Source organism: Nitrosarchaeum sp. AC2, assembly GCF_013407385.1.
Lineage (GTDB): Archaea > Thermoproteota > Nitrososphaeria > Nitrososphaerales > Nitrosopumilaceae > Nitrosarchaeum > Nitrosarchaeum koreense.
The window spans coordinates 1691673-1703327 of the sequence record NZ_CP030847.1; the positions used below are offsets into that span (position 1 = coordinate 1691673).

Below are 11655 nucleotides of genomic sequence, written 5' to 3' on the forward strand. Positions count from 1 at the left end.
TTGTTATTTTTATACAATATCAATTCTTCGTGTATTTTCTATGATAAGAATAGCTTTACTAGGACATAATTAGTTTTCATAAAGGAATTATTCATGATTTAAGTTAGTTTTTTAATATAGATAATTTAGAAATTTATTTAGTTTTTAGAAATTTTAAATTTAGAACCCCATTTACTCTTTTGATTTTTTGTTGGCTTTTTTGATAAATGATCTAACATTTCATATGTAATTGTAAATCCATTGCCTACCATTGTGGTGTCCTTATCAAACTCACTTTTGTTAGGCACAAATTCATCCGGTAAATCCTTGATTTTTTTAGTTTTAATATCAAATAACCTAATTTCCTTACCATTTTCAAGTTTGATAAGTGCATCATTACTAAGACTTTGAATTGAGAAATTTTCAAAAAATCTTATCATTCCACCTTTTTTTAATTTAATTTTAGAATCATAAGTGATTTTACTTCCATAAAATAAAATTTCTCGTGCACTAATTTCAACATCATCTTCCAAATTAAGAACCATAATAACATCAGCCTCAAGAGAAACTGTATTAATTATATTTTCTGCAATTATTTTTCCGTTTGGTGCAGATACAAAAGTCCGTTGTTCTTGAGTTTTAAAAATTCCAACTCTCCCATCTGAATCTTGAATTTTATATTTCCGACCAAAAATATTTCCAACTACAATATCACCATTATCTGCAATTACTCTAGCACCATTTTCAATTTTGTATTTATTTTCAAGTGGATTAATAAATTTAAAATCTCCTTTTGTCAAATGAATATTTGTTCTAAATTCTTCAGTCCAAGATGGACTTGTTATATTTCCCTGCATAATAATAGGACCATCATAAGTTAGATTGCCTGCCATAAAATTTCCTTTGATTGAAAGTATACCATTAGCTTTTCTTTCAAGTTCAATTTCTCCAAGAGATTTTGAACCAAATAATTTAATGCCGGTTGAATTTGTTCTATTAAGTTCTGCTGTCCACTCTTCTGCTAATTTCATTTCTTTGAATAACTCTTGGCCTAAAATTTGGTTTTTTCTTCGTATGTCCTCTTCTGAATCACCAGAATAAACTCTAGAATTTCTAATTTTTTCAAGATCAGTTTCAGGATATTTTTTACCAATTTTGAGATCTTCATATGCTTGTTTGATTTTTATGAATTGATCATTTTCTCCTCCTTTATCAGAATGATAAAGCAATGCTAATCTTCGGAATGCATTACGAATTTCGTGCTCAGTTGAGCCTTCAAGAATTCCCAATATGTCATAGTTACTCTCCACCATTTTCTTTCAGTTTTTGGTTATTCTTTTCATATTTCCTATACTTTTAGTTTATTACGATATAAAATGTTGAGAATTTTCATTAAATGAAATCTATATCATGTCTTTTAAAAATCCAGTAAAACTATCAGAGGGAGTTACTTGAACAGCTTTTAGTTGACCAAGCTTTGAAAGATATTGTCTTTTATCATAATAGTTGAAAGTTCCTTCTTTATCAGGATAGATTACAATAGTGTCTTTTTGTCCAGGTTCTAATAGATCAGTTTGTATGTTGAAACCATCAATGTATAATCTATGATGTTGATTCCCTCTATTTTCGACAGTAAGAACATAAGCAAAACTAATTCTCATAATTAATGTTGGATTGTTATCTTCAGATGTACCAGAAATGCCAATTAGTTTTACTTCATCATCAATATCAATAAAGGCAACAGTTTGTTCAATTTTTTCTGGCCAAAAAATTTGAACGTGTCTTACATTTCCTTGACTTATTACACCAATAATTGCTGCAAATCCCATAATTCCTATCATCAATATAATAATAACAAAGAGTTTGTCTTTCATTTTTATAATAACATAACAGTTCATAGTATTTTTACTAGATGTAGAATTTCATAATTGTAAATTAAAGTAAAAATAGCTATTTTATGACCAAAGTAGGAATATTTGTTAAATAATGAACGTGTTTATTAAAAATTATGAAACTACATTTTGATGATTTTATTTATGGTTCCATTGATGGTGCAGTTACAACTTTTGCAATAATTGCAGGAGTTGTTGGTGCTTCATTATCTCCTGGAATTATTTTAATTCTTGGATTTGCCAATTTATTTGCAGATGGATTCTCAATGGCTGCAGCAAATTATCAAGCATCAAAAGCTAGAAATCAATTCATCGAGATGAAAAGAAAACAAGAAGAATGGGAAATTGACAACTTGGAAGAACAAGAAAAAGAGGAGATCAGAGAGATTTACAAGAAAAAAGGATTCAAAGATGAATTGTTAGAAGAGGTTGTTAGAATAATTACATCAAGACGAAAAGTTTGGGTGGATACAATGATGAAAGAAGAGCTGGGATTAATTGAGGATGAAAAAAACCCACTTGAGAGCTCAGTAAGCACTTTTATCGGATTTAACTTGATAGGGTTAATTCCATTAATTCCATTTATGATTTTTATATTAATGAAAATTGATGCAAATTCAGAAGCATTTGTTTATTCTACAATCTCAGTAATGGCATCATTTTTTCTTGTAGGTATGATTAAAGGAAAAATTGTTAAAAAACCAAAAATACGATCAGGTTTTTACACATTGATAATTGGTGGAATTGCATCATTAGTTGCGTATTATGTAGGATATGGCTTAAAGATTTTAATTCAATGATTAATTGCGTGTTAATTAAAGTGAATTTATACAGTCACGTATAGTTTGTGCTGATATTTTTAATAAACTATGTTCAGCTTGGTTTAGTTTTATTTCTATAATTTCTTTAATTCCATCTTTATTTATTTTTACGGGAACTCCCATTGAAACATCTTTTTCATCATATTCACCATTTAATACAATTGATGCAGGTATGATTAATTCATTATTTTTAATAATAGAATTTAGGACATCAAAGGTATTCTTAGCAATACCAAATTGGGATCTACTTTTGAAATTTCTCAAAGATTTCCAATAATTTCTAATTTCAGTTGTAATCAGATTTTGTTCTGCTTCATCAATCATCTCAAGTAGATTCATTTTATTGATTTTTACTCCAGAAAATATTGGTACCATCGAATCTCCATGTTCGCCCAATACCATTACATTGTTAATTTGAGATTGTTTGAGCTTAAATTTCTCTGAAAGTAAATACCTAAATCTACTTGAATCTAAGCTTGATGCAATACCAATTACTTTATTTCTTAATATTTTAGTTTCTTTTTGAAAAACATATGTTAAAACATCTAATGGGTTAGAAACGATTAGAATTATTGCTGAAGGACAATGTTTTTTGATTTCCTGTGCGATGTCTTTAATCATTTTAACTTGAGCACCCATCATTTCAGTTCTAGATTTTAGATAAGTTCCCGTACTAGCTGTAATTACAATGATATCAGAACCAATTATTTTAGAAAAATCATCAGTTCCCTGAATTGAAACATTAGAATTTTCAGGTACAGCATTTGATATATCTAATGCCTCACCTATAGCTTTATCCTTTGTGCGATTTACTAATAATACATCATCTAATGAGGTAGATATGCAAAGAAAAGCAATTGCTGTGCCAACCTTACCGCTTCCTATTATAGTAATCATTGTAGACTAATCTTCTCCATTTTATAATTAGGATAAAACAAATTGTTTAAATTAATAAAAATATATAATTCAAGTCGCATATCATAATTCCAAAGCAAATTTGTACTAAAAATGATTGCATTGTAGTGCAGTGCAGTCCTACTTGTTATATTAAATTGATATAGTAAATAATCATGCAACAATTAATTTCAGGAAAAAAAATAGACGATGAATCAAGGAAAGACGCAATTCTTGAGGTCATATCAGACAAATATTGTCGATCTATTTTAGAAAACACCATGGAAAAACCAAAATCAGCAATGGAGATAAGTGGTGAAACCAAAATCCCAATAAGTACTGTTTACAGAAGACTGCAAACATTACATGATAACAAATTGCTGGGAATTTCTGGTTCAATTAGTGATGATGGCAAAAAATACTTTCTATACAAAAGTAAAGTTAAGGCCATATCTACATCATATATTGGAAATAACATCGAAGTTGAAATTGTACCTAATATTTGTTAGGTACTAGATATTTTTATTTTTGTTGAAATCAAATTTGATAATCTAAGTTTAGTTTTAAATGAAAATTATAAACATAGTTAATATGAAAAAAATTTATTCATCTCCTGTAATTACTATTAATCCAGAGTCATCAATTTTTGATGCATTATTACAAATGCAAACTAATTTTGTAAAACATATAGTAATTTCTATTAAAAACATACCTGTTGGAATTGTAACTGAACGAGACATCAATAAATTTTTAGAGGAAGATAAAACTGCTCACGCAATAAATGAAATTCCAATTAAACATGTGATGAAAAAAAACATAATTACCATATCTGAAGGAATAGAAGATTATTTTGAACAATGTGCAGCAAGAATGGAAACTTTCAAAATTGGTTCTATAGTTATTGTAAATGATAAAGGAGAATTGACAGGAATTATTTCAAGAACAGATTTAGTGAAATCATTTGCTGTTGTATTTGGTGGAAAGTATTTAGTGAAAAATTTTATGAGTAGAAATATTGTTACGTGTAGAAAAACTGACTCAATTAAATTTGCAATAAGTATAATGAATAAAAATCAAGTTTCAAGATTGATTGTAACTAATGATGATGGTTGCCCTATTGGTCTTATTAGCACTAATACATTATTAACACATAGTGATTATTTTACTAAAGGTAGTACACGGTCTAGAGATTATTTAATTCCAATAAATACAGAAAAACTAACTGTTAACGATTTACTAACTGATGAACTTTTAACAATAAATGAAGAAGAAGATTTAGTAGTAGCAGCTAACAAAATGATAAAAAACAAAATTAGCGGAATTCCTGTTGTAGATTCTAATAATAATTTAGTAGGGATAGTTAGTAAAACTGATGTTGTAAGGGCTCTTTCTATTGTAAAACCGCATGAGAAATTAAGATTACAGTACAAGGAATTGTATTAACTTGAAAATAATTTAATTAATTTGATTTACAAATTATTTTTGAATTAAAATGTCTGAACTAAAACGCCACATGGGGCTTTTTCATCTTACCATGTATGGTGTAGGGATGATTATTGGTGCTGGAATTTATGTATTGATTGGAGAAGCTGTATTATTTGCAGGAAACTCTGTGTGGATTTCTTTTTTGCTTGGAATGATAGCTGCTGTATTTGCAGGGTTAAGCTATTCTGAGCTAACTGCATTATTTCCAAAGGCAGCTGCAGAATACACTTTTGTAAAACATGCATTCAAGAATAATTTTCTTGCATTTATCATCGGATGGCTGACAGCAATAACTTCTATGATTACGGCAGCAACTGTATCATTAGGCTTTGGAGGTTATTTTACACAGTTTATAGATTTACCAATAACAGTATCAGCCATCTTACTGATCGGAGTTTTGTCAGTTGTAAATTTTATTGGAATAAAAGAATCAGCTTGGGCAAATACTATTTTTGCAATTATTACAATTGGAGGACTAGCGTTAATAATATTTTTAGGAATGTCATCTGAGACTACCGAACCTATTGATTATTTTCAGAATCCAAATGGGATGACTGGAATCATCTTGGCATTTATTTTGATATTTTTTGCATTTATTGGTTTTGAAGATATGGCAAATATTGCAGAGGAGGTAAAAAGACCCCAAAAAACACTTCCTAGAGCAATAATTCTTGCTGTTGTAATTTCAGGAATTATCTATATTCTAGTTTCTTTATCTGTGGTTCGTGTCATAAACTGGGAAGAGTTAGGACGATCAGCTGCTCCTCTTGCAGATGTAGCTAAGAGATCATTAGGAATACAAGGTAATATCATACTATCTGGAATTGCACTTTTTGCAACAGCCAGTACAGTTCTAATCACATTAGTAGCTGGTTCTAGAATGCTTTATGGAATGGCAAATCATAAATCTATTCCTGTATTTTTAGGTAAAATTCATTCAAAAACAAAAACACCTTGGATAGCAGTAATTGTAATTTCGATTACATCGATAGTATTTGCCTTTACTGGAGATATTGTTGTTGTAGCTAACATAACAGTATTTGCTGTAGTGATAACATTTGCCATGATAAATTTGTCTGTAATTATATTAAGATATACAGAATCTAAATTAGAAAGACCATTTAGAGTTCCATGTAATATTGGAAGATTTCCAGTTCTTCCATTGATTGGACTAGGAGTTATGGTGTATATGACAATTCAATTTGAGATGGAAATTATGCTGGTGGGATTGGTAATTGTATCTATAGGTGCACTACTTTATGTAATTTTTAATAGAAAATCGTTTAGAAGTGAATGATTCAATTCTATCAAAACATCATACTTATTGAACTTTATATATTATAATTAGAAAAATCAAAAGTTAATTTAAAAAGATAATTATTTTCTAATTTTAAAAAGAGCAATGGATGCAATAATAATTCCTAATACACCTATACCAATTGCCACATAACTAACATTCATCTGTTGATTAGATTGTTCTAATTCAGTGAATGATTTTTTTAAATTATTTACTTCTCCAAGAAGTGCTGTATGTCCATCAATTAGTTGAGTTAATGTAAGATCAGATGGTTTTGGAAATTCAATGTAAGAACGTTCATCAACTTTTGGAGGATGCATCGATAAGCTTATTGGAGTTTCTTCAATATTACCTAAAACATTTACTTGATAAAACCCAGATACTGTCGGATTAACAAATGCATAATATTTTCCAGGAATGTTATGATCAGGTGATAGAGAAAGTATTATTTTTTCTTCCTTGAATAATAATTCTAGTTTTAAAGATTTTTCCAGGCCAGATACACCATCATCAAATTTTTGTTGCTTTAATTCTAGACCAGGCTCAAGATGACTAACTAGCAATTCAATACCATTTGTTTCTCCTGAGACTACAGGCTCATTCATCCATCCAATTTCCAATCTATATTCACCTACAGAATCAACTGTATGAGCAAAAGCAGTACTAAAAGTACCAGAAATTAGTAATAACAAAAATAGTAAATTTTTAAAATTCAATGACAAAAAAATTCATTTCTGTTTTAAAAAGGTTCTATAAATTACTGATAAAGAAATATTTCCAAAACCCTCAAAATTTAAGAACCCCTTCTTTCTCGTTGAACTATTGACAAAATTTACTGTTATATCTGGAAGTTCATCCGAAGAATTAGCAAAAAAATTAGCAAAAAAATTAGATGCAAATTTCATAAAATCACAATTAAGGATTTTTCCAGATGGTGAAAGTAAAATTACTTTTCAAAAAAAACCTCAAAAAAATAAAATTATTGTCATACAATCAACATATCCACCTGTTGATGAGAATTTAATTCAGACACTTTCAATAATTTCAAAAGCAAATGAATATGCAACAGAAGTAATTGCAGTTATACCTTACATGGGTTATGCCCGACAAGATAGAGAATTTTTACCTGGAGAAGTGATAACAATGAAAGTAATTGCAAAGTTATTCAAAAGTGTAGGCACATCTAGAATAATTGTTGTAGATATTCACAGTATGATAGGTTTGAAATATTTTAATATAAAATCAAAAAATGTAACCGCAATTCCAGATCTAGTAAAATATTTTGCAAAACTAAAATTAAAAAATCCGTTGGTAGTGTCCCCAGATCACGGTGGAAAAGAAAGAGCAAAAGAATTTGCAAAATTGTTAAAGACAGAATACATAACTCTTGAGAAACAAAGAGATCGGAAAACTGGAAAAGTAGAAATTAAATCTACAAATTTTGATGAGATTATAGGTAGAGATTTGATTTTAGTTGATGATATGATTAGTACTGGAGGAAGCATTATCAAAGCTACCGAGTTTCTTAAAAAACAAAAATGTGCACGAGTATTTGTAGCATGTACGCATGCATTACTTAGAAATGGTGCTGAAAAGAAAATTAAAAATGCAGGAGTAACTAAAATAATTAGTACAAATACAATTCCTGGAAAAACATCATTGGTTGATGTTTCAGATACAATTGCAAAGGCAATAATATAATGCCTGAGAGTTTTTTTATTTTATCTAAAGATTATCTCGAAATTGCAATTGACGAAATAATTTCAATAGCAAAAACATATGATAGATTTGCCAAAGCACAAATTATATCAAATTTAGTAATAATTCAATCAAAGACAAATTGGAAGGAAATTGCAAATCGTGCAACTTTTGTAAAAATTTCGGGTCAAATACTTCGTAAAATGTCTGGTTTATTTTTAGATGAAGAAAATTTTGAAGTGTTAAAAAATGCCAAAACTTTTGTATGTAGAATTATTAATTTATCATCAAATAATTTCAACATTCCAGAATTAGAAAAGGCGATGGGAGATATGATAACTAAATTTTCAAAAGCTCAAGTTTCTCTTGAAAATCCAGATATCAGCATATATCTAATTTTTACCGATCAGGAAAATTTTTTTGGGTTTTCAAAAAGATATGAAATTAAAAGCAGACCAAAGAAAATTAAAAAACACCCACATGAATTAGACTGGAAGCTTACGAGAGCTATGATAAATTTAGCTGGATTAAAAGAGGGAGAGACTGTTTGTGATCCATTTTGTGGTACTGGAACTACATTATTAGAAGCTGAATCGATGGGAATTCATGCAATTGGATTAGATTTTGATGAAAACATGTGTAAAATTTCCAAAGAAAATTTAGATGCAAATCAATACAATTCAAAAATAATCAAGTCTGATTTCAGTCAATTAACTAAAATGATAAATGAATTTGATGGAATTGTTACAGATTTGCCTTATGGAACCGCTTCAAAATCATCAGAAAATCCTGAGGAATTATTGAAGAAATTTGTATCAATTTTGCCCAAGCGTAAGAAAATTGGTATTATGTGCAAGAAGGGATTTGAAAAAAAATTGAAGATAAACCCAATTAAAAAATATGAGATCTATAGGCATAAAAGCTTGACAAGAATAATTTTAATAAAATGAAACTAGTATTTTTAGGAACTTCAGCCGCTCAACCTACTGAAAATAGAGGGTTGTCATGTATTTGTTTAGAAAGAGAAGGTGAAATTATAATGTTTGATGCAGGAGAAGCTGCACAAATTTCTTATTTAAAATCAGGTTTAGGTTGGAATAAAAAAATGAAAATTTTTGTTACACATCTTCACGGAGATCATTGTATAGGATTGTTAGGATTACTTCAGACAATGACTATGCAACATAGAACAGAGGCCTTAGAAATTTACGGACCTAGTGGAATTGAGGAATTTATATCTGCAAATATCAAAGTTCTAAATTTTGGATTATCATTTTCTGTTATTATTACAATAGTAGAAGACGGAATAGTATTTGATTCAAAAATTTATGCAATATATGCTTGTAAAGCTAATCATTCAGTTACTACTTACTCCTATCTTTTTGTAGAAAAAGATAAGCCCGGTAGATTCGATATAGAAAAAGCTAAGGCATTAGCAATTCCGGAAGGAAAGTTGTGGAATCAATTACAAAACGGAATGGAAATTAAAATTGAAGGAAGAATTATTCTTCCAGAACAGGTATTAGGAGAAAAAAGACCAGGTAAAAAAATTGGAATTTCAGGAGATACAATGCCAACAAAAGAATTAGAAAAATTCTTTGAGAATTGTGATTATCTTGTATTTGATTCTACATTTTTAGATGAAACTGCAGATAAGGCTCAAGAAACATGTCATTCAACGGCAAAACAAGCAGCAATGTTAGGAAAAAATTCTAAAGTAAAAAATCTGATCTTAACACATTTTTCTGCAAGATATAAAGATGAAACTAGACATCTAGAAGAAGCAAAACAAATTCATCAGTCAGTTATTGCAGCAAAAGATTTCTTAGAAATTGAGATAAAATAATTAAAAAATGTTTGAGCTAGCCATAAAAAAGCTAAAAGAGGCTCAAAAAATCGTATTTGTTACAGGAGCAGGAATTTCTCAAGAGAGTGGAATTCCTACATTTAGAGGAAAAGATGGATTATGGAGAAATTATGATGCAATGAAATTAGCTACAATTGATGCATTTTATGAAAATCCAAAATTAGTTTGGGAATGGTATAATGAAAGAAGGAAGAATATTTTTTCTGCAAAACCAAATTTAGGACATAAAGCAATAGCAGAATTAGAGAAGTTTGTAAAAGTTATCATATTAACTCAAAATATTGATGGGTTGCATCAAAGGGCAGGAAGTACTAAAGTGTTAGAATTACATGGAAGTATTATCGAAATAAAATGTACTGTTTGTAAATTTAAAAATAAAATTTTAACCGAATTTACAAATATTCCACCTTTATGCAAATGTGGAAATATTTTAAGACCAAATGTAGTATGGTTTGGGGAACCGCTTCCACAAGATACATGGCAAGAAGCTATGATTCATTCAAGTAATTGTGATATTATGATAATTGCAGGTACATCATTAGTGGTATCACCTGCAAATACATTACCACTTTATGCCAAACAAAATAATGCATTTCTCATAGAATTAAATCCTGAAAAAACAATGATGTCATCTGATATGGATTTATCAGTAAGAAGTACTAGTGTTATTGCACTACCCCAATTACTATCAATTTTTAAATAAATAAAATTTTTAGTAATAATTAAATTAGTTTTAAAGAATTAACCAATCCAAAATACTATCAATATTAGATGAAGTCAATGTTACTTTGATTGGGCCTAATGGTGATTCATCTGGTTCTTCACAAAGAGCAACTGTTCCTACCAATGCAGCCTGTTTATTGAGATAAAACCATGTTATATCACCTTCTAAATTTTTTTCAAGTTGTCGTTGATAGATTTTTTGTGATTGATTTGAATGAATAACATCGTAGATCTTTTCAAGTAAATTAAGATCCTTTGAGTTTGATACAATAGAAAATTTTTCAATTTTTAATTTTGCATTAGGAAAAACATTTAAAATTGCAGTTTCAATTTTTTTTGGATCTTCAGATGGATTTATTGAAGAAGTAATTTCAATTTTACAACTAATACTAGGAATTCTCATTTTATCCAACTTTCAATAATTTTGAAGGAATAGTCAATCAATTCATCTTTTGTTAAATTATTATTAGAAATTGTTTCATCAGATAATGCAATTGAATTACTAATACCAACCCCAATTTCTCGATTATCTCTTTCTTCAAAATTTTCTTTTGTTTGTGGATCATCAGATCTTCCTCGATTTTTTAAAAATCCAAATCTTGTATTAGTTGATGCATGTATAGCAAGGAGTTTAACGGTTCCATGTTTACGTAAAACTTCTATTTCAGCATTAGATCTTATACCATCAATTATTACAACTTTGGATTTTGTATTTTCAATTTGAGGTACAACCAATTCTGCAATTGCTCCTTGACCATTTTTTTCTCGAAGTTCAATCATTAATTTGCCGAGATTTGGTCCTGTTGGTTCAAGATTTCTGTTTTTAGCTTCAGTTCTTACTACATTACCCATGTTTATAACATCATAACCTTTTGATTTGAGACCATCAGCTATGGTTGATTTACCTGCTCCAGGCATACCTGTTAAACAAACAATTAGTTTTTCCAATATCAGAATGAAAAAACAGTCTGGTCTATGAAGTTACCGGAAATTATTATA

General features: G+C 29.0%; 14 protein-coding genes. 8 read left to right on the plus strand and 6 right to left on the minus strand.

Features of this window, described 5'->3' with window-relative positions:
* Window positions 1–137 precede the first annotated feature (137 nt).
* Together DSQ20_RS10245 and DSQ20_RS10250 are read right to left on the minus strand one after the other, a co-directional pair.
* Window positions 138–1292, minus strand: a complete 1155-nt coding sequence (locus DSQ20_RS10245; protein ID WP_179365532.1) for a J domain-containing protein — start codon at window positions 1290–1292, stop codon at window positions 138–140.
* A gap of 90 nt (window positions 1293–1382) precedes the next feature.
* Window positions 1383–1853, minus strand: a complete 471-nt coding sequence (locus DSQ20_RS10250) for a hypothetical protein (RefSeq protein ID WP_255458264.1) — start codon at window positions 1851–1853, stop codon at window positions 1383–1385.
* Between the two features lie 134 nt (window positions 1854–1987).
* On the opposite strand from DSQ20_RS10250, the gene DSQ20_RS10255 reads away from it, so the two are divergent.
* Window positions 1988–2671, plus strand: a complete 684-nt coding sequence (locus DSQ20_RS10255) for a VIT1/CCC1 transporter family protein (RefSeq protein WP_179365533.1) — start codon at window positions 1988–1990, stop codon at window positions 2669–2671.
* A 15-nt stretch (window positions 2672–2686) separates the two neighbouring features.
* Here the strand turns inward: DSQ20_RS10255 and DSQ20_RS10260 are convergent, their stop codons facing one another.
* Window positions 2687–3589, minus strand: a complete 903-nt coding sequence (locus tag DSQ20_RS10260; RefSeq protein ID WP_179365534.1) for a malate dehydrogenase — start codon at window positions 3587–3589, stop codon at window positions 2687–2689.
* 173 nt (window positions 3590–3762) lie between these two features.
* On the opposite strand from DSQ20_RS10260, the gene DSQ20_RS10265 reads away from it, so the two are divergent.
* The 3 genes from DSQ20_RS10265 to DSQ20_RS10275 all read left to right on the plus strand — a co-directional run bounded on the left by DSQ20_RS10265 (window position 3763) and on the right by DSQ20_RS10275 (window position 6368).
* Complete coding sequence (locus tag DSQ20_RS10265) at window positions 3763–4095, plus strand: helix-turn-helix transcriptional regulator (RefSeq protein WP_179365535.1); 333 nt, start codon at window positions 3763–3765, stop codon at window positions 4093–4095.
* Window positions 4096–4177: 82 nt separating this feature from the next.
* Complete coding sequence (locus DSQ20_RS10270) at window positions 4178–5029, plus strand: HPP family protein (RefSeq protein WP_179365536.1); 852 nt, start codon at window positions 4178–4180, stop codon at window positions 5027–5029.
* Window positions 5030–5078: 49 nt separating this feature from the next.
* Window positions 5079–6368 carry an APC family permease gene (locus DSQ20_RS10275; protein WP_179365537.1) on the plus strand — a complete coding sequence of 430 codons (1290 nt, stop codon included), beginning with the start codon at window positions 5079–5081 and terminating at the stop codon, window positions 6366–6368.
* Between the two features lie 80 nt (window positions 6369–6448).
* Here the strand turns inward: DSQ20_RS10275 and DSQ20_RS10280 are convergent, their stop codons facing one another.
* Window positions 6449–7084, minus strand: coding sequence for a hypothetical protein (locus DSQ20_RS10280; RefSeq protein WP_179365538.1), 636 nt, complete (start codon window positions 7082–7084; stop codon window positions 6449–6451).
* A gap of 106 nt (window positions 7085–7190) precedes the next feature.
* On the opposite strand from DSQ20_RS10280, the gene DSQ20_RS10285 reads away from it, so the two are divergent.
* Genes DSQ20_RS10285 through DSQ20_RS10300 form a run of 4 tightly spaced genes read left to right on the plus strand, consistent with a single transcriptional unit; the run spans window position 7191 to window position 10636 of the window.
* Window positions 7191–8069 carry a ribose-phosphate pyrophosphokinase gene (locus tag DSQ20_RS10285; protein ID WP_179365539.1) on the plus strand — a complete coding sequence of 293 codons (879 nt, stop codon included), beginning with the start codon at window positions 7191–7193 and terminating at the stop codon, window positions 8067–8069.
* Window positions 8069–9016, plus strand: a complete 948-nt coding sequence (locus DSQ20_RS10290) for a TRM11 family methyltransferase (protein WP_179365540.1) — start codon at window positions 8069–8071, stop codon at window positions 9014–9016. The genes DSQ20_RS10285 and DSQ20_RS10290 overlap by 1 nt, the downstream gene beginning before the upstream one ends.
* Window positions 9013–9912 (plus strand): ribonuclease Z, encoded by a 900-nt coding sequence (gene rnz, locus DSQ20_RS10295; protein WP_179365541.1) that lies wholly within the window; start codon window positions 9013–9015, stop codon window positions 9910–9912. The genes DSQ20_RS10290 and rnz overlap by 4 nt, the downstream gene beginning before the upstream one ends.
* 7 nt (window positions 9913–9919) lie before the next feature.
* Window positions 9920–10636, plus strand: a complete 717-nt coding sequence (locus DSQ20_RS10300; RefSeq protein ID WP_179365542.1) for an NAD-dependent deacylase — start codon at window positions 9920–9922, stop codon at window positions 10634–10636.
* Between the two features lie 30 nt (window positions 10637–10666).
* On the opposite strand, the gene DSQ20_RS10305 is transcribed toward DSQ20_RS10300, so the two are convergent.
* Both DSQ20_RS10305 and DSQ20_RS10310 read right to left on the minus strand, forming a co-directional pair.
* Window positions 10667–11059 carry an RNA-binding domain-containing protein gene (locus DSQ20_RS10305; protein ID WP_179365543.1) on the minus strand — a complete coding sequence of 131 codons (393 nt, stop codon included), beginning with the start codon at window positions 11057–11059 and terminating at the stop codon, window positions 10667–10669.
* A complete protein-coding gene (locus tag DSQ20_RS10310) occupies window positions 11056–11604 on the minus strand; it encodes an AAA family ATPase (protein ID WP_007551659.1) in 549 nt (182 codons plus the stop codon). The genes DSQ20_RS10305 and DSQ20_RS10310 overlap by 4 nt, the downstream gene beginning before the upstream one ends.
* Window positions 11605–11655 lie beyond the last annotated feature (51 nt).

Coding starts and splice junctions, on each gene's coding strand:
- DSQ20_RS10245 (WP_179365532.1), bottom strand. CDS start 1,292: ATGGTGGAGAGTAACTATGACATATTGGGAATTCTTGAAGGCTCAACT.
- DSQ20_RS10250 (WP_255458264.1), bottom strand. CDS start 1,853: ATGAAAGACAAACTCTTTGTTATTATTATATTGATGATAGGAATTATG.
- DSQ20_RS10255 (WP_179365533.1), top strand. CDS start 1,988: ATGAAACTACATTTTGATGATTTTATTTATGGTTCCATTGATGGTGCA.
- DSQ20_RS10260 (WP_179365534.1), bottom strand. CDS start 3,589: ATGATTACTATAATAGGAAGCGGTAAGGTTGGCACAGCAATTGCTTTT.
- DSQ20_RS10265 (WP_179365535.1), top strand. CDS start 3,763: ATGCAACAATTAATTTCAGGAAAAAAAATAGACGATGAATCAAGGAAA.
- DSQ20_RS10270 (WP_179365536.1), top strand. CDS start 4,178: ATGAAAAAAATTTATTCATCTCCTGTAATTACTATTAATCCAGAGTCA.
- DSQ20_RS10275 (WP_179365537.1), top strand. CDS start 5,079: ATGTCTGAACTAAAACGCCACATGGGGCTTTTTCATCTTACCATGTAT.
- DSQ20_RS10290 (WP_179365540.1), top strand. CDS start 8,069: ATGCCTGAGAGTTTTTTTATTTTATCTAAAGATTATCTCGAAATTGCA.
- rnz (WP_179365541.1), top strand. CDS start 9,013: ATGAAACTAGTATTTTTAGGAACTTCAGCCGCTCAACCTACTGAAAAT.
- DSQ20_RS10300 (WP_179365542.1), top strand. CDS start 9,920: ATGTTTGAGCTAGCCATAAAAAAGCTAAAAGAGGCTCAAAAAATCGTA.
- DSQ20_RS10305 (WP_179365543.1), bottom strand. CDS start 11,059: ATGAGAATTCCTAGTATTAGTTGTAAAATTGAAATTACTTCTTCAATA.